This is a genomic window from Zobellia uliginosa, assembly GCF_900156625.1.
GTDB lineage: Bacteria > Bacteroidota > Bacteroidia > Flavobacteriales > Flavobacteriaceae > Zobellia > Zobellia uliginosa.
On the sequence record NZ_FTOB01000001.1, the window covers coordinates 282,329 to 305,047 of the forward strand.

A 22,719-nucleotide genomic window follows, 5' to 3' on the forward strand; every position below is an offset into this window, starting at 1 on the left:
AAAATACGTTTTGAAGTGGAATTAGCACTAAAATGCACAAAATATTCATTTGTTGTGCCAGCTCTATAGAACCTGGCAATGGCAGCCCTAGGAATAACCAGGTTAAACGCCCCTTGAAAACAGAACTGTGGTCACGGTTTTGAACAATATTCGAAAATCGAGTGTTATTGATTTGTTCTTGATATAATACAGGTCGTACTCAAGCTTACGGATGGAGTCTTCAAGATTTTCCCCGTATTTATATTTTACTTGGGCCCATCCGGTAATTCCAGGTTTGATCAAGTGCCGTACCCCGTAGTAGGGTATCATTTCGTTCAATTGGTCAACAAATACCTTACGCTCGGGTCTCGGACCGATAAATTGCATATCGCCATTGATAATGGAAATGATCTGTGGCAACTCGTCAATTCGGAACAACCTCAATATTTTACCAAAGGGGGTAATTCGCGCATCATTGGCCTTTGCCATGGCCGCACCACTTTTTTCGGCATCGACGACCATTGACCTGAACTTATATATCTTGAATTCCTTACCGTGCAAGCCGACCCGTTTTTGGGTGTAAAATAAGGGGCCCTTGTTGAAAAAAAGGTTTAAGAACCAAACTATGGGGATACAAAAAACACAAATGAATCCCACCACAATAGAGAGTATAAAATTTACACTGAAGGTAAAGATTCTACCCAGGTATCGTATTTTTCGGTTTCTAAGCTGCAATATTTCGTAAAAGCTATCATTTCGAGATCTAATGGGCAAGGCTTCGTAAGTATTCTCATAGAACGAAGTAAACGTTACGACTTCCCTTCCGAGCAAAATAGCCCTTAAGAGCATTTTCTCCAGATCTTTGGGCAAGTCGTCATAGCTGCGGAGGTTTATAATGTAGGCATCAATTTTATCGGCTGCCGAAATAAAGGATGGCTTCGTAAAGTAATTGGCGTCATCTAAGGGGTAGGTAAGTTTAACCTTGTAAAAGGTCTTCATCTCGTCCCCGTTGATTAATCCGATGTCGTCCTTTACCGTGCCCATAGCATGCCCGTCGTAGATATAAAGCACATTCTTAGTAACGGGAATCACGCTAAATATATTTCTAAAGAACAATCTCCAAAGACCGATTTCTATAGGGGTAAGTACCAAAAAATACAATAATGGCATTCGCCAAAAACTGACATCGTAAACGATGACCAAGAAGAGGAAGACCGCCAAAACATATAATCCGCTTATATAGAGCGATTGTGAAAAAACCTTCTTGCGATTCGATACTTTCTCAAGATTATAAAATTCTAGAATATACGCTAATACCAAGTAACTAGTTATTCCGAATGAAAAAACAATTACTTTAATGCCCATTAGGATATACTTGGCATCAATAGCATTATTGACAAGTACATTCAACGATGCCAAAATAATAATTAAGTCACCTACAAATAGTATAAACTTTCTTTCTACAGAATTTAAAATGGAAGGCCTAGGCATTTCTTAATAATTTTGAACTACCAAATGTAGCTTTTCAATTTTAAAATGATTGCGGAAACGGTATAAAATATAGATTGTAAGAGGGATAAGCCTTCTACTTCTCGGTAAATTCGCCATTCATATTTAATCAATTTAAACTTGTTGGAAGATATTGATTCATTGCCTATTCTGTAAGTAGATAATATCTTGTCTAAGCCATATGCGTCAGTTTTCTTCAATAATTTCAGCCAAAGTGCATAATCTTGGCGCTTACGAATCTCCGGCATATATTGTTTCCCAAAAAAATCTACATCATACATTGCGGTCAAACAGCCAATAGGGTTTTTGAATAAAGCAGAATGGTAGGTGGTTTTAGATTTTACATTTACAGGTTGATTCAGAGATTCACCCAATTCATTCATTTTGTCATAGGCCGTATACGTAAAATAATAATTGTTATCCTGCATAAAGGATACTTGCGTCTTTAACTTTTGGGGAAGCCAAGCATCATCACTGTCCAAAAAGGCTATATAACGCCCTTTGGCGGCTTCTATGGCCGTATTTCTTGCTATACCCGCACCACTATTACTCTCTAATTGCAAAAGACGAATTCGTGTGTCGTTTTTCGCATACTCAGATATTATTGCAATACTCTTATCTGTAGAACAGTCATCAACAAGAATATGCTCCCAATTACCGTAGGTTTGGGCGAGTACAGACTCAATACAATGAGTAATATACTTTTCTGAGTTATAGACGGGTGTTATTATACTAACCATTAAAAAAATTAATTATTCCCCTTTCAGCTTCATCACACAAATTGACCTTACACCAGTATGGACAGAATCAAAACAAATCATATTCCCCAATCTATCCCATCTTGGATGCAAATCACACCTGTAGACTTCCTTATATTTTAATGGCGAAAAAAAGGAGCCTAACACTTTTTTCTCTTGCTCAGCGACATCCAAGAGAAATAATTGTTGCATTCTGGACCTGTTAGGATAGGTGTCAGATACTATCAACCCGTTATTATTACAAAACTGAGGGTGACCATCTGAGTTAAATTCATCAGGATTTAGAATCGCAACATCTTCCGACTTATCCGTAAAAATAGTGTAAGCATCACCATATTTTTTTGTTGAAGCATAGGCTAAAATCTTATTCCCCCTAAACCACGTTAAGTGAGAGACCATCCCATTGCTATTGAGGAGATAAAGGTCTTTCCCTTCCAAATCACTTGTCAGTAGCCTGGTATTAACCCTTTTACTAGAACCTTCTTGCCACCTATGTAGAAATAAAAATCTTTTTGAATCTGGTGAAAATTGTGTGTGGGTCAAAAAGTGATACGCCCCATCCATTGATTCTTCCCTCTTATAATTGGCAATAGTCTTTACAGAAAATAACATCTTAAAGGTGTCCCCTTTGTAATCATAAAGGTAGATTCCACTATCCTCAGGTTCCTGAATAGAAACGTCTTCACCCCTGTCTACATGTTCATACCCATATCCCGGCATTCCAACACCAAGTCGATTGAATGAAAATGAAAGGGCAAACTGTCCACAATTGGAAACTACGCTAACCGGATGGTTAAGGTTTCTGATAACCTTTCCCGTCAAATCAATTATTCTAGCTCCATTGCCCTTTCCGTCCCAAACATTAAAAATAATCTCTTCACTATTTACCCACTGCAACATACTTCCCTGTTGCCAATTCCAAGATGAGGTTACCCCTAATGGCTCGAACGTTTCTAAATCTTCATGGAAATACCCAATTTCAATTTCCCCTTCACTATTGATTGAATTTACATTTTTGATTCGGTGAGCCAAAAGCTTAGAATTGTCATAAGACCATGGAATTTTATCATGAAATCCAAAAAAAAAGCCTTCTCGCTCAATAACATTATAGTCTGTTACTTTCTTGCTTTTAGGAGGAGATACCATAACCATTATGCCCTGATAGACATCACGAACAAATGATTTTAAAAATGGAAATTTCTTAACCGTATTGTAAACGACCTTCTCGAACTTATTCATTTATTTCTATATTTAAAAAAGCCCTTAATTCCTGAAGAAATACCATTCATAAAGTTGAGCCCAGAATCCTTCATTTCTTTTCTTTTCTTAATACAAAAAACAATAATTATCGCTAATCCTTTTAAACCAAACATCCTTCTAAATACCGCTCCCTTTGCAAAAAGGTGTCCTGCATTTAGTACTCGTCCGGAATTTTCAAAAGGGTGAATTACGATTGTTTCGGGAACATATCCCATTAGCAGTCCTTTTCTATGAGCGTCTAAAAGAAAGATATTGTTCTCACCCGTATTATACTTGGCACCCAAACCGAACTGTTCATCAAATTTTACGTCAGAATTCAACTCACTAACATTCAACACCATATCAATCGACGAAACCTTTAGAAGACTCCTTGCATTATGCTCAAAAGCTTCACTAGCATAATCCTTGAAAAATCCGCCCTCGGGTGTTTCGATCCTAAATGTAAGTATAGCTCGCTTTTTGAACTTTTGAAATGCCTGTCTTATTCTTTCTTCAAATCCATCAACATATACCACATCATCGTCAGCTACGATTGCATACCCGGACCTAACCTCGTTCAATGCCAAATTCCTACTGACGGACAATCCTTTTGTTTTACTGTTTATGATTTTACAGTGATCTCTCTGAATAGATAACGGCACATCGTTCTTTATCATTTGATTTACGATTACCATATTCAAACTAGTTGAAAGAGGCATGTTTAAAAGGGTGTCGTTCCGTAATATTCCACCGTCAACCGTTGATACCAAGATTGTAATTTTAGTCTCTGACATAGAGCTTATTTAATTTGATATTGACCATAATGTAAGAGACAAGAGGAATCAGAAAAAAAACAGCACTAATTCTATGTCTATAAGCTCCGGAAATATTTGTTTCAAATAAAGCCGGAACAACTAAGAAAATCAAAAACAGCAATAACCAACCCTTCATATATTTTTTATAAAACAGCAGAATCGGTGTAATTAGCACAAAAATAATATAGAATGCATCAATTAATGGAATTAATTTATTCATGGTTACCGTTGGGGAAACCAAAATAGGTAGAGGAGACAGTAAATATTGTAAAACTAAAAACATAACATTCTTAACGTAGTCAAAAGGTCCTGACCAGTTCATCGTAGAATAGCCTTCCGTTCCAAACCTTGCATTGGAAGCGTCACGATAAGATATAAGCCAAGCCATATTAAAGTCCAACTGGTATAAATTTGAAACCACTGTCTTTATACTAAAATTCACAATTACAATTATTACGGCCAACCAAATAAAGTTCTTTAAGGAATAGAGTTTGTTCTTATAACAATACCCCAAGAAAAGGGCGATTACCGAACACACCCCAGTTAGTGGCCTAGTTACAAAAACAAGGGTTAAAACAAAAAGGGCCATTAGCATCGTGCCTTTTTGGGCTACGATATATCTAATCAACAAATAACTAAATATTGCCAAGAACATAAGAGCCATAGACTCCCGTAAAATACTGGCATTAATAATGACTGTGATTGGATAAAACGAAGACCAAACGACAAGTATAGCATAAAACTTTCGCTGGTCCACCATTTTGTTGTGGTAAACAAGAAAGGTCTTAAATGCCTTATAAATAAATAGAACGGCAACCTGATAATAGAAAATGTTAAAGACAACAAAGACAAAGGGCCTTTTAAAACAAAGTTGATACTGAAGGAAATTAAGGATAGAATATCCTTTTACACCAAACGAGTAAAAATTGAAATAAGTGCCAAAATCTTGTATTATACTTGCGTATACCACGCTATCAGGTGGGGTTGATTTGAAATTTACCACCTCATTCACAATGAAGAAAAAAAGGGGCCACAAAAAAGAAGCTATAACCAATATACAAACGACAAGGGAATTAAGTTTTTCTCTTTTTAGCAAAACAAAAAACAGTGCAAACAAGAAACAGGAATATACCCCCATCAAGAGCAATCCCAGAGCATCTAAAGTGAAAACCTTATCTAATTCAATCATCTAACCGGTTTTTTCAAATTCAACAAATGCAGTTGAAAAATAAATGCCATATATATTACCCCCATTTCCCGAAATAAGGTGCTTTCGGTCAGGGAAAATAACAGAAAGATTAAAAGTACGCCCAAGAAAAGGAAATCTTTGTATTTAATAAAGAAATAAAAGCAAACTAGAACGAATAAAAACAAGACAATTATCCCCAATACTCCGTATCGCAGACCGAACTCAAGAAAATTATTGTGTGCGTTTTTTTCGACTAATTCTTCCTTGTTCGTTTTATCAAGTCGAGACCATATTTGTTCTTTGGTGTCGATACAGAAACGGCCAAAAGGGTTCTCTTCAATAAGCATAATACTGGTACGCCAAATATGAATTCGCTCAGAAGCCGGACTGTTATTGTCTAAAACAAAATTTTTAGAAGCAAAGGTGCGATAATCTACGGTAATCCTATCTTTAATTGACGGTAAGGTATAGTACAACACGGATATCAGAACAACAAACACAAATAAAATACCTCCAACCCATTTCAATTTATTCGCTACAATTAGCCTAACTACAAATAGAGCGAATAAAACAACTAAAATTAAATATGCCATCTTAGATGATAACAGCACAAGAAAAGTGAGGTTCAATGCAAATACCCCTAATGACAGGCCAATAACTTTATTCTCCAATATGCTCCTATACAGTCGCTCTAAATTTCCATTAATGGCAACCAAAACGAGCATTGAAACATAACTTGGGTGCTGATTTAAAATCTCTACAAATGACTTATGAACAAAAGAATTCCACCAATATTCCGGAGTTCTATCTGACAGTTTGAGAAGCACGCTTGTAAGACACAGAAAAAATATAATACATATAGAAATGTTTAAAGACTTATACAGGTATACAATTATTCTAGTACTTGAGAAAAATTTACTGCCTAAAATCAACAACAGCAAGGGTATTACAATATTGAGCATTAAAACCCTATCATTACAACCATTAACGATAAAAAAAAATAATGGTAATATAAAAAATAGCTGTGTATACAAATCTCTCAATCGTAACCTCAGCGGCTCTCTGTGATATAAATAGCTCAAAATAGAGAAAACGAACATACACAACAACGTAATTCTATTTGGCACTAAAGTGATTTCTAGAAAGAAAATAGATAGAACATATAAAAGAATCAAAAGAAAAACTATTTGCCCGCTATAAGGTGAGGACATATACTTTTTAAACCGAAGAATAAAACTGTTTTCCTGAATATTCATTTAGCTATATTAGAATAATTTGGTAATTCTAAATTCTATTTGCGCGAACTCTGTCAAAAAATTGTAACCTAAGCTTTTCTATTTCAGAAACATCTATGTACTGTAATACATCTTCTTGTCTAAGATTAAATCCGTGACAACGTTCCAAGAACGTGTTTATACCTTTAGCCACACAAGCTATTCCATCTTTTTCAAAATCCACTCTCAAAACCCAATCAGGATAACCCTTCATCTCAAATGCCGTCTCTTTGTAAGGAAGAACAACAGGTCTACAGCAGGCTAGATACTCACGTACCTTTAATGGGCAAGCCTCTTCCATATTTTTTCGAGAAAGAGCCAATGTTCCTATAGCTGCTGTTGATTGAAGTATAAACCTAAGATACTCTTCCTTTTTTAAAAAGCCATGGAGTAAAACATTGTTCGGAACATCCGGTAAATCGGTAGAACTATATCCAACTATATGAAATTTAACATGATTAAGTATTTTAGCCATTTCGATTAAAATATCTATGCCATGCCATGCCATACCGGGTGTTCCCAAAAATATCATACTCCGCTCATTAGAATTAGGCTTATATGAAGAGATTTCATAATCGGAAACTTTTAAGGAATTTGGAAAAACTGCAGTGGGCCTACTAGTATACTTTTCTCCCAACTCATTGGTTACAGCCGCAATCCCAGAAACACTCTTTAAAAAAAGTGAATTAGTGCATTTATAGTATAAATACCTCAAACACCTCTTTATCCCTTCCTTCCTCAATAAAAAATATTCTGATTCAAAATCAGTATTCACTTCAATAATTAATTTGAACCTTTCACCAATTCTACGATAAAAAGGCTGGTACAGGCTATACCGTGCATAAACTATATCTGGGTTAAAACTATCTAGATGCTCTCGGGCTTCAATAAAAGTTGAATGTAAACCGACCCAGTCTTTCAAAACATCTATAGGTAGCAAACCTAAACTCTTTGTTCTAAAAAGCTTTACATAACCTTGTTCATTTAATTCGGACAGAGCAGTGCTCTCCAGTAACTTATTAGAATCGCTCGTTAGAATAATCAATTTTACCTCATGACCAATTGACAACCAAGCATCTACTTGGTTCTTAATTTTATTTATAACCCCGTCATTCTTGTACAAACTAATTTGGGCAAAATATACAATTTTCATAATGAGATATTTAGAGAAAATAAATGTTTGTTGAAATTAATAAAACAGTTTTTGCCTGTTTCTTGGATATTTAATAATTCTAACAACTTTATGAGATGGTCTTTAAGACTTTAGCAGGGTTACCAGCAATTACTAGTTTTCCTTGAGGAAAACTCTTAGTCACGACAGATCCAGCGCCAACAATTGTATGATCACCTAAATGAACACCTGGCAAAAGGACCGAATTCATTCCTATCCAACATTTTTTGCCTAAAACAATATCTTTGCCTTCTAAATGCTTGTCTAAATTACTTAAATCGTGGTTTGAAGTTATTAACCCCACGTTAGGGGCAATATAGCAACCTTTCCCTAAAAAGATTTTTCCAGAAAAATTTTGAAAATAACATCCAGCCGATTGAAAATTATTTAAATCATCTACATGAAATTCTATATTCCTCCAGTTGGAAAGCGTTATAGTATGATTTATAGGCCAAGGTATGGACTTGTTAAATCCCAAAATTTTCTGTTTGAATAACCCTTGGGCAACCCATCTCCAACCAACCTTAGAGTTTTCAAAATATTTTCCCTTTAGATATTCTTTTCTAAAAAAAAAAGGTGCTATCAGCTTTACAAAAACAAACAAGATCTCTTTCATATTTCATAAAATTTCCAGTAGAACATATATGCTATAGAATCTTTTTTTAAAAATAAAATTATGTGCTTAATAAACTACTTCGCTTAAAAGAACTGTATATATATCCAAGAATCAAAATGTAAACTGCACTTAATCCTATCGTATAAAGTTCAATGGCATTTTTGATATTCATTTCATAGATATATGCAAAGAACCAGATTAAGACTGTGCCTATAATGATGGCCACGTGCATCAATAATTCTTTGTCTTGCTTTTCCATAACTGTTAGAGATATTGACAATGTCGAGACAACAAACCTAACTCCCATCAAAGGTGTTAATATTTTTGCATATTCTCCCGCAACAATCCATTTTTCTCCAAAGAAAATTGGAAAAAAACTTTCTATAAAAAAATAGACAGGCAAAAAAACGATTATTGCGATAAGAATTATTTTTTTTAAACTGGCTATAAAAATCTCCTCCATAGATTTGGCATTTCCCCTTTGAGAAGAAAGTCTTTGAAAATAAACCTGACCTATTGATCTGCCTATTAAAGTGATGGGGACGGTTAAATATCTATAAGCATGAGCATATTGACCTAATATCACCATCGAATAGAACCAAGAAACAAAAAAATTGGTTACATTTATAGCCAACGTATTAAGAAAAATACCCCACATTGAAAATTTAGGAAAATTAATATATCTCTTCGCCAAAACTTTCAAATCTAATCTGGAAGTACTTCTAATTTCTTCCTTATACTTCAAAAAAGTTTTTGCCATTTTAATATTCCCAAAAAGATGAGACACTACTTGACCAATGATTAGCCCCCCACTTGTAAATTTTGCAAGTCCCAGAAGAAGTTGTGTTAAATTACCTCCGAATGATTTGAAAATATTTGCCTTGGCAATATTTTTAAACTTCTTCTTTCGCGTGTTGAAGTAATTCAAAGCATTAAATAACCCCATTAACAAAACACTAAGAGGAACTAAATAAAGCCACTCTGACAACTTTGAATCCCCAAGAGCAATGGCTATGTCATTCGAAAAGAACAGAACAGCCAATAGAGTAATTGTTGAAAATATAAAAGTAATTATAATTGAAAGCAGTGTAACCTGAACTCCTTCCTTTTGCTTTTTAGGCAACATTATGGCCAACTCATAACGCCCGCTTGATACTACTCCCAAAATTTGAACAATTGATAAATATAAAGCCAATCTGCCAAACTCCTCAGGGTTATAAATTCTAGACAAAAATGGGGCTAACAACAATGGTATTAACTGAGCAAACGCCGTTCCAGATGTCAATGTCAGAACATTCCTAACAAACTCAGATTTAATTGTGAACTTTTTAGCCAAACTCCAGTTTATTGCAAAAATTGAATAATCTTATCAATCATTTTTGATCCACTAGCGCCATCACCGTACAAGGTTTCATCCCATTTTTTTGGGAGTTTTTGCAATTCCTCTTTTATTTTCAACAAATCCGTAAATACAAGAACATTTGCGTTGTCTTCCAAAGTTTCCCTCCACTCTGTCTCTTTTCGTATGGTCATGCATTTCTTTTTAAGCCAAAAAGCTTCCTTTTGCATGCCCCCACTATCTGTAATAAGACCGTCCGAGTTTTGAAGGTACCCCAAGTTGGAGAAATAGGATTGTGGTTCTATAAAATTGATGTTGGTATAGTCTTCTAGATTTAAACCGTAGCTAGAAGCCAAGTTTTTCGTTCTTGGATGAAGTGAAAAAACAACTTTTTTATCCAGTTGTTCAAGAACGTCCAACACATGTTTTAGTCGATTTTTTTCATCGGTATTATAGGGCCTATGTATGGTTGCATAATAAAAGTTCCTTTCTTTTGGAACATACTCCCTCAATAAATCGTTTTGGGTTACATATTGCACTAAATCCTTCATTATATCCCCAACTACATGTACTCCTTTTCGAACCCCTTCGTTTTCAAGGTTCTGTACAGAAATAGCACTAGGTACGAACAGTAAGTCTGAAATATGATCGGTAAGCACGCGATTTACCTCTTCGGGCATTTTTTTATTAAAGCTTCTCAAACCCGCTTCGATATGAAACAAAGGAATATGCATTTTTGATGCCACCAATGCACCAGCTAGAGTTGAATTGGTATCACCATAAACAACCACTCCATCCGGCTTCGTCTCTTCTATGATTTTTTCTATTTCAATCATCATCTTCCCCGTTTGCTCACCATGGGCACCACTTCCAACATGTAGCGTATAATCGGGCTGGGTCATTTTCAGTTGATTGAAAAAAACCTCACTCATATTTGCATCATAATGTTGCCCCGTATGAATCGTTACCAATTCAACCTTTCCTTTACAAGCCAGTTCAAATGGAAAATGTTTGATAAACTGGGGCCTTGCTCCAATTATGGCTACTATTTTCATAAAATCTATTTGCTATTTTAAAAACCCATGATATTCCCCCTTCAAACCTATTGGTTCAGAGTTACGAATATCATGAACGATTTCTATAGCTGTTCTGGCCGCATCAACGCCATAACCCTTGCCCGCGAGTATATCTTTATACACCATGGTATGAAGGTCCGTAAAACCGCCGCTAAATTCTAATTCCTCGCCATTTATGGTAATAGACCTAAAGGTAGTCTGCCCTTTTTCCTTAATTTCTTTCGGCAAGTACTTAGAACTGATCGAAAGAAACCATTTTACCCTGGCGTTCTCGAACTCCAAATAGCCCGCAGCACGGTCGTTTTCGTGTACGTGTACGATATTTTGCTGTATATCTCCGAATATCCAAGAGAGCATATCATAAAAATGCACCCCTATGTTGGTAGCTATACCCCCTGACTTTGTCTTGTCTCCTTTCCATGAGGTATGGTACCAGTGTCCCCTGGAGGTAAGATAGGTAAGGTCTACTTCAAATTTTGTATCCTTCTTGGCATTCTTTACTTTCTCCCTCAGGGCAATAATACTGGGGTGTACCCTTAACTGTAAAATGTTGTATATTTTCTTGCCCGTCTTTTCCTCAACATGCTGCAGCTTATCTACATTCCAAGGGTTGAGTACCAAGGGTTTTTCACAAATGGCATCTGCACCACTACGCAATGCGAACCGAATATGCGCATCATGAAGATAATTGGGCGAACAGATACTTACGTAGTCTAAGTAAGTATCCTTTTCATATTTCAACTTTTCTATATGGCGATCAAAACGCTCGAATTCGACGAAAAAATCCGCATTGGGAAAATAAGAATCGATTACCCCCACACTATCGCCTTTATCGAAAGCCGTAAGTAAGTTGTTTCCTGTATCCTTAATGGCTTTCATGTGCCTGGGCGCTATATAGCCTGCTGCGCCAATTAGTGCGAAGTTTTTCATCTAAAAGAGTTTATTATGTTTGATGTTATATATTCTATTTCGTCAGTGGTTAAATACGGATTCATGGGAAGGCTCATGACCTCTGAAGCACAAGTCTCGCTAATGGGAAAATCACCCTTTTTGTGTCCTAAATAAGCAAAACATTCTTGTAAATGCATGGGTATCGGATAGTGTACCGCGGTAGGAATACCAGCGTCCTTCAGTTTAGACTGGAGTTCTTCCCGGTTTTTGATTCTAATGGTATACTGTGCCCAGACCGAAGTTCGGTCTTCTTTTATGCTCGGTGTCAATACATGGCCCTTGAGCAATTCGGTGTATTGCTTGGCAACCTGCTGCCTTCTTTCAATATCTTTCCCGTAATGTCGAAGCTTTACGTTCAGGATAGCGGCCTGAAGGTTGTCCAATCGTCCGCCCATACCGATATATTTGTGGGTATAGCGCTTTACCTGTCCGTGTACGCGCATCGCTTTCATTTTCTCGTAAAGCTCCCGGTCTTGTGTAAAGACCGCTCCCCCGTCACCAAAGCATCCCAATGGTTTTGCGGGAAAGAAACTGGTACAGCCAATGGTTGAGGCCGAGCAACTTCGTTTTCCCTTGTAAAGCGCCCCAAAGCTCTGTGCGGCATCCTCGATCACCACCAAGTTGTGCTTGGTCGCAATGGCGTTGATTTCGTCCATATCGGCCATTTGCCCATATAGCGATACCGGCATAATAGCCTTGGTCTTGTCGGTTATGGCTTTCTCAATTTGAGAAACGTCTATATTGAAAGTTTCTTCATCTATATCGACAAAAACCGGTTTTGCTCCCAAACAGGTAATGGTCTCGGCCGTAGCTATAAAGGTAAAAGGCGTGGTTATGACTTCATCCCCTCCTCGTATGCCCAATGCCATCATACTTAATAACAGCGCATCGGTGCCCGATGAGACCCCCAAAGCATAATCGCTTTTTACATATTCTCGCAAAGATGTTTCAAGCTCTTCCGTTTCCTTGCCCAAAATATACCTGGCCGATGACATCACATCTAAAGATACCTGCTCAAATTCGGCGCTATGTTCGTCATACGCCTTGGTCAGGTTGGCAAAATCGATTTTCATATAGGGTCTATGATTTAGTATTATTTTATTCGTATTACACTATTGCCGCTTAATTTGTATTCTTGTCCACTTTCTGGGCATATAGCCAAATGATCCTCGTTAAATTTTAGACGGTGGCCGTACTCGCTTACCCAACCTATCTGCCTCCCGGGATTTCCGACAATAAGCGCATAATCGGGAACTTCCTTGGTCACTACCGCACCGGCACCAATAAGACAAAACCTTCCTAAGGCATTGCCACAGACAATGGTAGCGTTGGCACCGACCGAAGCTCCTTCCTTTACGAGTGTCTCCTGATAACTATCGCGACGGATAATGGCACTTCTAGGATTGATGATATTCGTAAAGACCATGGAAGGCCCTAGAAAAACATCATCCTCACAGATAACGCCCGTATATATCGATACATTATTTTGAACTTTAACATTGTTACCGAGCACTACCTGGGGCGAGACTACGACGTTCTGCCCAATATTACACCTTTCCCCTATTTTGCAATCGGACATGATGTGGGAAAAGTGCCATATTTTAGTGCCTTCTCCAATGGTACAGCCTTCATCGACAACGGCGGTTTCATGGGCAAAAAATGTAGGGGTAGACATATTGGGAAATTTATTCTATTATTTTTTTAAGACACTATACTTGGGCCTTCTAGCAAAAGTACGATAATTCTTCGCTTTCTCAAGTAGCACCTTATCCGCCAGATTATTTTCACTTAGTATTTTTTGTGCGAAACCGTACCAACTTAAACTTTCTTCATCCGTAAAATGGTGAATGCCATAAGTTTCACGGTCTTCTACTACTAAATCCAATACATATCTGGCCAAATTTTCTGCATGGGTCGGGCAACCGACCTGCTCATCGGTCACACTAAGATCAGCTCCTTCTTTGGCTTTTTGAAGAATCGTCTTATAGAAGTTTTTTCCATACTCCGAATAGAGCCAAGACGTTCTTACAATAAAATAAGCGCTCATCAAACTTTGAATATGCTGTTCCCCTTCCAACTTAGATGCCCCATAGACATTGATGGGATTAGTTGTATCGGTCACCAAGTATGGAGAACCTTTCTCCCCGTCAAAAACATAGTCTGTTGAAATATGGATCAGTACCGTTTGTTGTTCTTGACAAAGCAATGCCAAGTTCCTAACGCCTTCTGAATTGACTTTAAACGCCTTCTCAGGCTCTTTTTCAGAGTTTTCTACATTGGTATAGGCAGCACAATTGATACAATGGCTAAAGGCCTTATTCGAAAGTTTTTCCGCAACGGATTTTGGATCCGTAATATCTAAATCTTTGGAATCAGCGAATGTAAAGTGTAATTGTGGGTAGTCAGAAGCGATTTTCTGAATACTTTTCCCCAACTGCCCCTTGGCCCCGGTAACGAGTACGGACTTCATTTAAAAAATTCTTTAAAGGTAGGAAGTAACTTGTCTTTTTCGGAAATAATAGGCGACTCTACCGGGCTCTCCCAATCAATTTTTAAATCCTCGTCGTTATAGATTATACCACTTTCGGAAGCCAAGTTGTAAAAAGCATCGCACTTATACATAAAGGTGGCCTCTTCGCTCAAGGTCAAAAAACCATGGGCCATACCTTTTGGTATAAAAATAGAGGTTCTATTTTCACTAGACAATATTTGCTTAAAATGCTGTCCGAAAGTAGGACTTTCAGGCCTTAAGTCGACTACCACATCCAATACTTCCCCATGGGCTACCTGCACCAATTTGGCCTGGGCGTGAAGCCCTGTCTGCAAATGAAGTCCTCTTAGTACCCCTTTTTTCGATACCGAGATATTATCTTGGACAAAGTGGACTTCTTTCCCGATAGCGCTTTCGAATTTTTTTTGTTGATACGATTCAAAAAAGAGACCTCTCTCATCTCTAAATAATCTCGGTTGTATGATAAAACAGCCTTTTAAGCTGGTTTCCGTTATTTTCATATTGCGGTTTTCCGTCGATTATAACTCTAGCAAATAGCTGCCGTAACCACTTTTTACCAGCGGTTTGGCCAATTTATGTAGTTGTTCCCGAGAAATATATCCCATCGTATAGGCCACCTCTTCAATGGCTCCCACCTTTAGTCCCTGACGCTCTTCAATAACCTCAACAAATTGCGAGGCCTGCATAAGGGAACTGAAGGTTCCGGTATCTAACCAGGCCGTACCTCGATCTAAGATACTCACCGTCAATTTTTCCTTAGCGAGATACTCTTTATTAATATCGGTAATTTCCAATTCGCCCCTAGGGCTGGGTTTAATGCGCTTTGCTATTTCCAACACCTCATTATCGTAGAAGTAGATGCCAGGAACCGCATAATTAGATTTAGGGTTCTGGGGTTTTTCCTCTATGGAAATTGCCTTCCCGCTCTTATCAAACTCCACTACACCGTAGCGCTTCGGGTCTTGTACGTGATAGCCATAAATGATACCTCCATCGGGGTCGTTGTTCGCCTGGAGTAGCTTTGCAAGACCGGAGCCATAAAATATATTATCGCCTAAAATAAGGGCCACTTTATCGTTTCCTATAAAATCCGCCCCTATAATGAAAGCTTCTGCCAATCCGTTCGGGTTCTCTTGTACGGCAAATTGAAAATTACAGCCCAATTGACTTCCGTCTCCCAATAATTTTTGAAAAAGGCCAATATCCTGTGGGGTCGTTATAATCAAAATTTCTTGAATACCAGCGGACAAAAGGGTGGCCAATGGGTAATATATCATCGGCTTGTCGTAAATGGGCATAAGCTGCTTGCTTACGGCCAATGTAAGGGGGTGTAAGCGCGTTCCTGATCCTCCTGCTAAAATGATACCCTTCATATGCTAAACCTTCTGATATTTGTTAATATACCATGAGACCGTCTCCCGAAGTCCGGAATCAAAATCCGATTTCGGTTCCCAATCGAGTTCCGTCTTGATTTTGGTCGCATCTATGGCATATCTGAAATCATGCCCTAAACGATCTTTAACAAAGGCTATCTGTTCCGTATAGCTTCCTTTCCGTCTCGGCCGTACTTCGTCTAAAATAGCACATATTTTTTGGGCAATGTGAATATTGTTGTGCTCATTATTGCCTCCAATAACGTAGGTTTCTCCAGCTTTCCCTCGGGTAAAGGCGGCATTTATACCCGTACAATGATCCCGTACATATAACCAATCCCTAACATTCTTTCCATCTCCATAAATGGGGATTTCCTCTCCCGCCAAGGCCTTTCGGATAATGGTAGGAATCAATTTTTCATCGTGCTGTTTAGGCCCGTAATTGTTAGAACAATTGCTGGTAACCACATGAAGTCCATAGGTATGAAAATAACTTCTCACCAAAAAATCGGAAGCCGCCTTTGAAGCGCTATAAGGACTATTGGGGGCGTATGCGGTATTTTCATCAAAAAATCCCGATTCCCCTAAACTACCATAGACCTCATCCGTAGAAATATGGTGAAAACGCGAGGTTTCAAAACCGGTCTTCGCACGATTCGCCTTATCCAGCCAATGTTGCCGCGCAGCTTCGAGCAAGGTAAAGGTTCCGTTAATATTGGTTTTAATAAATGCCTCGGGGCCTTCTATTGAATTGTCTACATGAGACTCTGCCGCAAAGTGAATAACATCCGTAATGCGGTGGTTGTTAAAAATTGACCCCACCAAACCGGCATCGCAAATATCGCCCTGAACAAACTTATACCGTTCGTTATTTTTAACTTCTTCGAGATGGTCAAGGTTTCCAGCATAGGTAAGTTTATCAAGGTTCACGATGGAAACATCGCGATGTTCCTCCAAGAAAAACGGAATGAAGTTGCTTCCTATGAAACCTGCCCCACCTGTTATAAGAATTGTTCTATTAGGCATTTTTGCTTTTCTATAACTGCAACTCTTTAGCTCTCCTGTTCAAGAACCGAATAAAGGATATCACAAAAAACAAAACCACCAAGGCCATAGGCACCAAGAAGAACTTATCGTTAAAAAAAGGCTTTTTAAAGACTTGGGGGTTTCCCATGTTGATAATACTAAGGATTTCTCCTTGATTCGTAAGTTCCGCTTGCTTTTCCTCTATTTCCTTTAAAAAATCGTTCTTTAAGGTCAATAGGGAAGCTATGTTCAGGGCACTTTCGTTTTCCATATAAACCGAACCATTTGCCTTTTCTGAACCCTCCCTTAATAAGGTTTTCGAGTAGTTCTCCAAAAGCTGATCAATTTGAGCAATAAGCCCGGTATTTTTGTCGATACGCATTTGAGCATTTTCCTTAAATGTCTTTATAACTTTATCATAGTAGGCGTTGCCGTTAATATAATCCAATATTTTCCGGGCCGCTTCGGTTCCCTTGTCAGCATCGATATACGTAAAGGTCACACGGTGGGCCAAAATACTCTTTTTGGTAAGTTCTGAACGTACAATATCGACGACAAAGCTCTCCTCCTTAAAATTCTCTAAAAGCTCCAGATAACGCAGTTCCTGCTCTTCCTTCTCCTTAGCCTCTTCTAGGTCTGAAATAGGTTGGATCTCAATTTTAAACCCTTTTAAATCGTGTACCGAAATCCCTATTTTTTGAAAGAAGGCCGTGTCTTGACTGTAAATGTTGGACTGTATTTCCGCAATGGCATCGTACACATAATCCGTACTATCAAAATTGGGCCTTACGATGGTCTCCGATTTCAATTTTTCATTCCCCAGTATGCTCAATACAAAACTAATGACCACGCCCAGCACAATCAGACCGATTAATATGAGTGCATTTTTCTTAAGGTATAAAAACACACGTAAAAAAGCGATTCCCACACGGTTAAAACCATTGGCGATCATCTTGAGCAACTGCCCCAAATCGATTTCATCAGAGGAAGTGGTACTGTTTGGTTTGTTATCGGTCATCTATTATGAATTAAAAATTTGTTCCAATATTTTCTCGGTTATGAGATAGGTAGGTTTTACCCCGGTAGTTCCTAGGCCGCCCGAGGCCAAGGTGCTTCCGGTTTCCAATGGGTTATCGGAGGCATAGTAGGCATATCGTACTTTAACATTATCCTGTATGCTTTTACGAATCTTGGAGGCGGACTGTATTGCCTTTTGATAATGTACTCCTTCCATTTCAAGGCCTACCACGTTCCATGTACTTTGGTGAAAAAACTCGAGTACATCCTTGTTTTGAAGGGAAGTACCCAAAACGGTTACCATGGTGCCTTCAAAAACCTTAAGTCCGTGTCCTTTAAAATCTTCGGCACACAGTTCGTTTTTGAACGGATAATTGTCTGCCGTACCTTCAAAGATATGGGCCGAAGGAATCATTAAATCTCCTTTTCCTCCTTCAAGAATGCCAGCCTTTCCCATTACCGAAATAGAAGCTACATTCAGAAAAACCGGTGCTTTGCCCGGTTCCTTATAAGGCTTTAAGAGTTCATCAATGGTTTCATAGGCTTGTTCGCCAAAAGCATAATCCATGACAAAGATTACCGGCTTTTCCGCTTCCTTCATTCCTTTGGGCAGTGCATAACCACAGGCGTCAGCACCCATTTTTGCCGTATCGAACAACTGTACGTCTATGTTGGTGCCCGAAAAATCATCAATAGCAATCATCCCGTTCTTTTTGGCCACTACCGTTACCTTGGCTCTCAGTTCTTCATTTAGGGAAGAGCTTAAGGCTTCATAGATTTTTAAGGATTCCTTTCCTGAAAATTCCTTTTTTAAGGCATTTTTGGCGAATAAAGTATTCATGACACTGTGCATGTTCGCACTAATGATATGAATCGGCCGATGTAAGAGTCCGTTCTTTCGTAAGGTTTCCTTAATGGTGTCCGCCCAACGTTCCCCGTGGATATGGTGGCCCAAACGCTCGCGCAACAGCGAACTGAACGTTATGGCCCTTTTATTACCGGTAATTTCTTCTTCTATGGCCAATTTGCCCAGCCAATAAACAATTTCCAAAAAGCGATCGGGTCGTTCTTCGGTGGCAAATTGCTCATGAACCTCCATAATTTCAATGAAGGAGCGGCCCAAAATGTTTGCGGTATGTATAACGGCCACCTCTCTTTCGGCCAAACTAAGTTCTTCTTTATTGACGGCCTCTTCCAATTTAGACCAATCACGTATCGTACGATCGGTATCTTCGATCAACACCCTTTTACAGATTTTCTCCGATTCAATGAACAGAAACGTGAGGTGGGTCAAAATATCGTAGATATCTGAACGTCCACGGGTAATTTCTATATTCATTTGCTCGTCATCGATACGATAACAATTTCTTCTCCGCTTAGGGGGTACGATGGGTACAAAATGAGATTTGCTATACCCTTCATCTGAGGTCAAATTGATAAAGCGGCATTGTTCGATGCCCTTTGGTAAGCGTTCAAGAACATAGATGAGTCCGCTCAACTCGGCCTTTTCTTCGGCTATGGATCCGTATATTTCAGGTCGAAGTTGCAGCAATGCGTTTTTCAACGATTCACCCGATACGCCCGTAGGCTTATAAAAACCGCGATTGAACAGATGGCGCATTGTGATATAGAGGCGTTCAATGGCATTCGTAGATTCTTGGGCCCGCGTATTGTTAGTTGTATTTCCCATAACTAATTTCGTTCAAAATTACGATATTTTTCCCGGTATCGAGAACAGGGCAAATGTTGACTCTTTCTTTACTCGATATACGTGTTCAATTGTTTTTAAGATTAAAAATATAGCAACTATAGCGCCTTACCAAAAAGAAGATATCCTTCTTCGTATTATTTCCTGAAAGAAACCAATCCGTCGGCCACTTTACGGTCGTTGGCCAAACGTTGAACCTTGTTCTGCCCCCCTAGTTTTCCAATCGATTTCATATAGGCGTTGAAACCGCCTTCCTTTATCGGTGTGACCTTTAAGGTCTGCAAGATTTTCCCATCGATCAGGTCAAAATAGTAACTGTTCTGTTTTTGTAAGGAAACATCTAGAATTTCTATGAACTTCGCCATATCGGAGGGTTCCTGTTCAAATTCCACCAACCATTCATGATAGGGCAGTTGATTGCCCTCGGGAGTAATTTGGGGTGCTACCGTAAACTCGTTGATACGGGCCCCGGTTTCATTCACCGCCAATTGCATGGCTTCTTCCACTTCTTTAGCGATTACGTGTTCACCAAAGGCCGAGATAAAATGTTTGATTCGCCCAGAAACAATGATTTTATAGGGCTTCAAAGAAATAAACTGAATGGTATCCCCTAAATTATAGGCCCAGAGACCTGCATCTGTGGAAATGATCATCACGTAGTTCACGTGCAGCTCTACATCTTTGATAGTAATCCGTTCGGGATCTTCATCAAAAAACTCATCGGCCTTAACAAACTCATAGAATATTCCCGAATTCAACAACAAGAGCATCCCCTTTTCATTTTGGGCATCTTGATAGGCAAAGAAGCCTTCACTTGCGGGAAAGAGTTCTATGCTATCTACTTTTTTGCCGATCAGACCTTCAAATTTGGCCCGATAGGGTTCGTAGTTGACCCCACCGTAAATAAAGAGTTGAAAATTTTTGAAGAGGTCCCCTATTTTCTGTCCCGACTTACTTTCCAACTTTTCAAAATACATCTGAACCCAAGAAGGTATGCCGGCAATAACGGTCATATCTTCGTTCATGGTTTCTTCGACAATGGTATTTACCTTGGTCTCCCAATCTTCAATACAATTGGTCTCCCAACTGGGAAGGCGATTTTTCTGGAGATAGTTAGGCACATAGTGGGCCGAAATACCTGAGAGCCTGCCCAATTTTATTCCGTTCTTTTCATCCAGTTCGGGACTTCCTTGTAAAAAAATCATCTTCCCGGTTACAAAATCGGCATTTCCGGTTTCGTTGATATAATTGAGAATGGCGTTACGCGATGCGTTTACCTGATGTTTGATGGAAGTATCGCTAATAGGGATATATTTGGCCCCTGAAGTCGTTCCCGAGGTTTTGGCAAAATAAATGGGTTTGCCCGGCCAAAGAATATCTTCCTTACCTTCTACGACTTCTTGTACGTAAGGCTTTAATGCTTCGTAATCACGAATAGGCACCTTCTTCTTAAAATCTTCGTGCGATTTTATGTGCTCAAAACCATGGTCAAGACCAAACTTGGTACGCTTGGCTTTTTGCACCAACTCATGAAAGACCGCTTCTTGGGTAGCTACGGGGTTATCTCTCCACTTCGCCGTTTGCTTGGCGATGCGTTTTGCGAAAATTTTTGCTGCAAGTGATTTTATCGACATATAAGAATCAAATATCCAGGTTTAGGTGAGCGCATCGGTCACGGCACTTTCCGTAATTAATTAGGGGTATGAACTTAAAAATCTATGTAGTCTAAAGGATTTACTGCATTACCGTTGCTCCATAATTCAAAGTGTAGATGAGGTCCGGTGGTGAATTCACCGGTATTGCCGACGGAGGCGATCACTTCTCCGGCCCTGACCACTTCCCCTTGTCTTTTATTGAGCGAACCGTTGTGCTTGTAAACACTTATGAGTCCATCTTTATGCTCTAGAATAATGACATAACCTGTATCGGCCGTCCATTCGGAGAAAATTACGGTACCGTTCGCAACCGCTTTTATAGGGGTATCTTTAGGAGCCGTTACATCGACCGCGTAGTGTTGTTTTTCGGCATCGTAATGGTTTGATATTTCTCCGCTCAGGGGAGGAAAGAGTTCAATCTCGGCCCCGGTGGCATTGCGCTCGAACAAATTGTATTTATCTTCTAACGCCACCTCGGCCCTTAATAGGGAATCTTCTTTTATTGGGGTAAGATCTATACTCGATGGGTCAATCTTAAAACGTTCGCGTAATGAATCTAAGTTCACCTCTTGTGATGCCACATCTCCCCGTAAGACCATGCGTATGCTCTCTAAATACCTATTGGTATTATGTAAGGAGGCCACTAGGGAATCCGTTTTATACGTTAAATCGGTTGCCTGCTTCTTAAGTTTGGTACTCGAGTAACCTGGTATATATTCCCGCAAGGGCGTAAAGGCAATCAACAGGGTGGTGAGTGCGATAAGCCCAATTGTACAGAGCGAACCCGTAACAAAGACGTTCAGGCGACTCAGCTTGAAAGAGATTTTCTCTTCAAAGGTAGACTCATTAAGAATGACCAAACGATACTTGTGCAGCAGCTTGCGTTTGATCTCTTTTCTCTTTTTGACTTTTTTCGCCATAAAGCAAATATAAAGGATGGAATCGGATTCTTATACGGTTGCCCGAAATTAATGATTCTTTGAAATACCACGGGCTAGCTTATAATACATTTAAGAAAACTCGGGCATATCTGTTAAAATAATTGCGTTGCCACTACATTTACGGTGATTGGAGTAACTTTTTTAGTATCTTTGAATCTGTTTAAAAACAAAACTATGACAACTTTACAGATATTTTTGGCGATAGGGCCATGGCAAATAGCCATCGTCGTGTTGGTGGTTCTTTTATTGTTTGGAGGAAAAAAGATTCCTGAATTGATGCGCGGACTTGGTAGTGGTATAAAAGAATTCAAAGATGCTTCTAAAGAAGACGAGCCCTTAGAAGAAAAGAAAGACTAATTTATTACGACATAATTTTAGTTAGAGACCTTTGCCCAAAGCAGAGGTTTTTTTTGACCTATAAATATACCGTTTAGTATATTTATACTACGAATTACGGACAATCACTTGTGCCCTTCAACCTCCCAGACTAAAGTAGGCCTACTCTTCAGGCATCGTCCTTATAGGGTTTCATACCTCAAAACCAGCATTTCACAACAAAAGAAAGCTCGCG

Annotated in this window: 22 protein-coding genes; 1 reads left to right on the forward strand and 21 read right to left on the reverse strand. The window is 38.9% G+C overall.

Annotated elements, in window-relative coordinates:
- Positions 1 to 102: 102 nt before the first annotated feature.
- The 21 genes from BW980_RS01200 to BW980_RS01300 form a co-directional block, all read right to left on the reverse strand.
- The gene (locus BW980_RS01200) at positions 103 to 1,398 is read right to left on the reverse strand and encodes a sugar transferase (protein ID WP_245799919.1); all 1,296 of its coding nucleotides are present in this window, start codon (positions 1,396 to 1,398) and stop codon (positions 103 to 105) included.
- A gap of 89 nt (positions 1,399 to 1,487) precedes the next feature.
- On the reverse strand, positions 1,488 to 2,228 hold the full coding sequence (locus BW980_RS01205) for a glycosyltransferase family 2 protein (RefSeq protein WP_076453142.1): 741 nt from the start codon (positions 2,226 to 2,228) through the stop codon (positions 1,488 to 1,490).
- 12 nt (positions 2,229 to 2,240) lie between these two features.
- Entirely contained in the window at positions 2,241 to 3,485 is a 1,245-nt protein-coding gene (locus BW980_RS01210; RefSeq protein WP_076453143.1) for a hypothetical protein, read from the reverse strand.
- The gene (locus BW980_RS01215; protein ID WP_076453144.1) at positions 3,482 to 4,279 is read right to left on the reverse strand and encodes a glycosyltransferase; all 798 of its coding nucleotides are present in this window, start codon (positions 4,277 to 4,279) and stop codon (positions 3,482 to 3,484) included. Before BW980_RS01215 ends, BW980_RS01210 begins: the two co-directional genes overlap by 4 nt.
- Complete coding sequence (locus BW980_RS01220) at positions 4,266 to 5,489, reverse strand: hypothetical protein (protein WP_076453145.1); 1,224 nt, start codon at positions 5,487 to 5,489, stop codon at positions 4,266 to 4,268. Before BW980_RS01220 ends, BW980_RS01215 begins: the two co-directional genes overlap by 14 nt.
- Positions 5,486 to 6,745 (reverse strand): O-antigen ligase family protein, encoded by a 1,260-nt coding sequence (locus tag BW980_RS22110; protein ID WP_083690316.1) that lies wholly within the window; start codon positions 6,743 to 6,745, stop codon positions 5,486 to 5,488. Before BW980_RS22110 ends, BW980_RS01220 begins: the two co-directional genes overlap by 4 nt.
- A 28-nt stretch (positions 6,746 to 6,773) precedes the next feature.
- Entirely contained in the window at positions 6,774 to 7,916 is a 1,143-nt protein-coding gene (locus BW980_RS01230; RefSeq protein WP_076453147.1) for a glycosyltransferase family protein, read from the reverse strand.
- A gap of 88 nt (positions 7,917 to 8,004) precedes the next feature.
- Positions 8,005 to 8,550 (reverse strand): acyltransferase, encoded by a 546-nt coding sequence (locus tag BW980_RS01235; RefSeq protein WP_076453148.1) that lies wholly within the window; start codon positions 8,548 to 8,550, stop codon positions 8,005 to 8,007.
- A gap of 58 nt (positions 8,551 to 8,608) precedes the next feature.
- Complete coding sequence (locus BW980_RS01240) at positions 8,609 to 9,886, reverse strand: lipopolysaccharide biosynthesis protein (RefSeq protein WP_076453149.1); 1,278 nt, start codon at positions 9,884 to 9,886, stop codon at positions 8,609 to 8,611.
- Between the two features lie 8 nt (positions 9,887 to 9,894).
- The gene (gene wecB, locus BW980_RS01245; RefSeq protein WP_076453150.1) at positions 9,895 to 10,944 is read right to left on the reverse strand and encodes a non-hydrolyzing UDP-N-acetylglucosamine 2-epimerase; all 1,050 of its coding nucleotides are present in this window, start codon (positions 10,942 to 10,944) and stop codon (positions 9,895 to 9,897) included.
- Between the two features lie 12 nt (positions 10,945 to 10,956).
- Complete coding sequence (locus BW980_RS01250; protein ID WP_076453151.1) at positions 10,957 to 11,895, reverse strand: Gfo/Idh/MocA family protein; 939 nt, start codon at positions 11,893 to 11,895, stop codon at positions 10,957 to 10,959.
- Positions 11,892 to 12,989 (reverse strand): DegT/DnrJ/EryC1/StrS family aminotransferase, encoded by a 1,098-nt coding sequence (locus BW980_RS01255; protein ID WP_076453152.1) that lies wholly within the window; start codon positions 12,987 to 12,989, stop codon positions 11,892 to 11,894. The genes BW980_RS01250 and BW980_RS01255 overlap by 4 nt, the downstream gene beginning before the upstream one ends.
- Positions 12,990 to 13,009: 20 nt before the next feature.
- On the reverse strand, positions 13,010 to 13,591 hold the full coding sequence (locus tag BW980_RS01260) for an acyltransferase (protein ID WP_076453153.1): 582 nt from the start codon (positions 13,589 to 13,591) through the stop codon (positions 13,010 to 13,012).
- An 18-nt stretch (positions 13,592 to 13,609) separates the two neighbouring features.
- On the reverse strand, positions 13,610 to 14,386 hold the full coding sequence (gene rfbD / locus BW980_RS01265; protein ID WP_076453154.1) for a dTDP-4-dehydrorhamnose reductase: 777 nt from the start codon (positions 14,384 to 14,386) through the stop codon (positions 13,610 to 13,612).
- Complete coding sequence (rfbC, locus tag BW980_RS01270) at positions 14,383 to 14,928, reverse strand: dTDP-4-dehydrorhamnose 3,5-epimerase (RefSeq protein WP_076453155.1); 546 nt, start codon at positions 14,926 to 14,928, stop codon at positions 14,383 to 14,385. Before rfbC ends, rfbD begins: the two co-directional genes overlap by 4 nt.
- A gap of 18 nt (positions 14,929 to 14,946) precedes the next feature.
- Positions 14,947 to 15,801, reverse strand: coding sequence for a glucose-1-phosphate thymidylyltransferase RfbA (rfbA, locus tag BW980_RS01275; protein ID WP_076453156.1), 855 nt, complete (start codon positions 15,799 to 15,801; stop codon positions 14,947 to 14,949).
- 3 nt (positions 15,802 to 15,804) lie between these two features.
- Positions 15,805 to 16,827, reverse strand: coding sequence for a dTDP-glucose 4,6-dehydratase (gene rfbB / locus BW980_RS01280; RefSeq protein ID WP_076453157.1), 1,023 nt, complete (start codon positions 16,825 to 16,827; stop codon positions 15,805 to 15,807).
- 10 nt (positions 16,828 to 16,837) lie between these two features.
- Complete coding sequence (locus tag BW980_RS01285; RefSeq protein ID WP_076453158.1) at positions 16,838 to 17,845, reverse strand: hypothetical protein; 1,008 nt, start codon at positions 17,843 to 17,845, stop codon at positions 16,838 to 16,840.
- 3 nt (positions 17,846 to 17,848) lie between these two features.
- Positions 17,849 to 19,534, reverse strand: coding sequence for a DUF6909 family protein (locus tag BW980_RS01290; protein ID WP_076453159.1), 1,686 nt, complete (start codon positions 19,532 to 19,534; stop codon positions 17,849 to 17,851).
- Positions 19,535 to 19,689: 155 nt separating this feature from the next.
- Positions 19,690 to 21,186, reverse strand: a complete 1,497-nt coding sequence (locus BW980_RS01295; protein WP_076453160.1) for a GH3 family acyl-acid amido synthetase — start codon at positions 21,184 to 21,186, stop codon at positions 19,690 to 19,692.
- Between the two features lie 74 nt (positions 21,187 to 21,260).
- A complete protein-coding gene (locus BW980_RS01300) occupies positions 21,261 to 22,127 on the reverse strand; it encodes a M23 family metallopeptidase (protein ID WP_076453161.1) in 867 nt (288 codons plus the stop codon).
- Between the two features lie 195 nt (positions 22,128 to 22,322).
- On the opposite strand from BW980_RS01300, the gene tatA reads away from it, so the two are divergent.
- Entirely contained in the window at positions 22,323 to 22,505 is a 183-nt protein-coding gene (gene tatA / locus BW980_RS01305; RefSeq protein WP_013993089.1) for a twin-arginine translocase TatA/TatE family subunit, read from the forward strand.
- The last annotated feature ends 214 nt before the right edge of the window (positions 22,506 to 22,719 follow it).

What these genes read in the sequence shown, in the direction of transcription:
- BW980_RS01205 (WP_076453142.1), bottom strand. Translation starts at nt 2,228, where the DNA reads ATGGTTAGTATAATAACACCCGTCTATAACTCAGAAAAGTATATTACT.
- BW980_RS01210 (WP_076453143.1), bottom strand. Translation starts at nt 3,485, where the DNA reads ATGAATAAGTTCGAGAAGGTCGTTTACAATACGGTTAAGAAATTTCCA.
- BW980_RS01215 (WP_076453144.1), bottom strand. Translation starts at nt 4,279, where the DNA reads ATGTCAGAGACTAAAATTACAATCTTGGTATCAACGGTTGACGGTGGA.
- BW980_RS01220 (WP_076453145.1), bottom strand. Translation starts at nt 5,489, where the DNA reads ATGATTGAATTAGATAAGGTTTTCACTTTAGATGCTCTGGGATTGCTC.
- BW980_RS22110 (WP_083690316.1), bottom strand. Translation starts at nt 6,745, where the DNA reads ATGAATATTCAGGAAAACAGTTTTATTCTTCGGTTTAAAAAGTATATG.
- BW980_RS01230 (WP_076453147.1), bottom strand. Translation starts at nt 7,916, where the DNA reads ATGAAAATTGTATATTTTGCCCAAATTAGTTTGTACAAGAATGACGGG.
- BW980_RS01235 (WP_076453148.1), bottom strand. Translation starts at nt 8,550, where the DNA reads ATGAAAGAGATCTTGTTTGTTTTTGTAAAGCTGATAGCACCTTTTTTT.
- wecB (WP_076453150.1), bottom strand. Translation starts at nt 10,944, where the DNA reads ATGAAAATAGTAGCCATAATTGGAGCAAGGCCCCAGTTTATCAAACAT.
- BW980_RS01250 (WP_076453151.1), bottom strand. Translation starts at nt 11,895, where the DNA reads ATGAAAAACTTCGCACTAATTGGCGCAGCAGGCTATATAGCGCCCAGG.
- BW980_RS01255 (WP_076453152.1), bottom strand. Translation starts at nt 12,989, where the DNA reads ATGAAAATCGATTTTGCCAACCTGACCAAGGCGTATGACGAACATAGC.
- BW980_RS01260 (WP_076453153.1), bottom strand. Translation starts at nt 13,591, where the DNA reads ATGTCTACCCCTACATTTTTTGCCCATGAAACCGCCGTTGTCGATGAA.
- rfbD (WP_076453154.1), bottom strand. Translation starts at nt 14,386, where the DNA reads ATGAAGTCCGTACTCGTTACCGGGGCCAAGGGGCAGTTGGGGAAAAGT.
- rfbC (WP_076453155.1), bottom strand. Translation starts at nt 14,928, where the DNA reads ATGAAAATAACGGAAACCAGCTTAAAAGGCTGTTTTATCATACAACCG.
- rfbA (WP_076453156.1), bottom strand. Translation starts at nt 15,801, where the DNA reads ATGAAGGGTATCATTTTAGCAGGAGGATCAGGAACGCGCTTACACCCC.
- rfbB (WP_076453157.1), bottom strand. Translation starts at nt 16,827, where the DNA reads ATGCCTAATAGAACAATTCTTATAACAGGTGGGGCAGGTTTCATAGGA.
- BW980_RS01285 (WP_076453158.1), bottom strand. Translation starts at nt 17,845, where the DNA reads ATGACCGATAACAAACCAAACAGTACCACTTCCTCTGATGAAATCGAT.
- BW980_RS01290 (WP_076453159.1), bottom strand. Translation starts at nt 19,534, where the DNA reads ATGGGAAATACAACTAACAATACGCGGGCCCAAGAATCTACGAATGCC.
- BW980_RS01295 (WP_076453160.1), bottom strand. Translation starts at nt 21,186, where the DNA reads ATGTCGATAAAATCACTTGCAGCAAAAATTTTCGCAAAACGCATCGCC.
- BW980_RS01300 (WP_076453161.1), bottom strand. Translation starts at nt 22,127, where the DNA reads ATGGCGAAAAAAGTCAAAAAGAGAAAAGAGATCAAACGCAAGCTGCTG.
- tatA (WP_013993089.1), top strand. Translation starts at nt 22,323, where the DNA reads ATGACAACTTTACAGATATTTTTGGCGATAGGGCCATGGCAAATAGCC.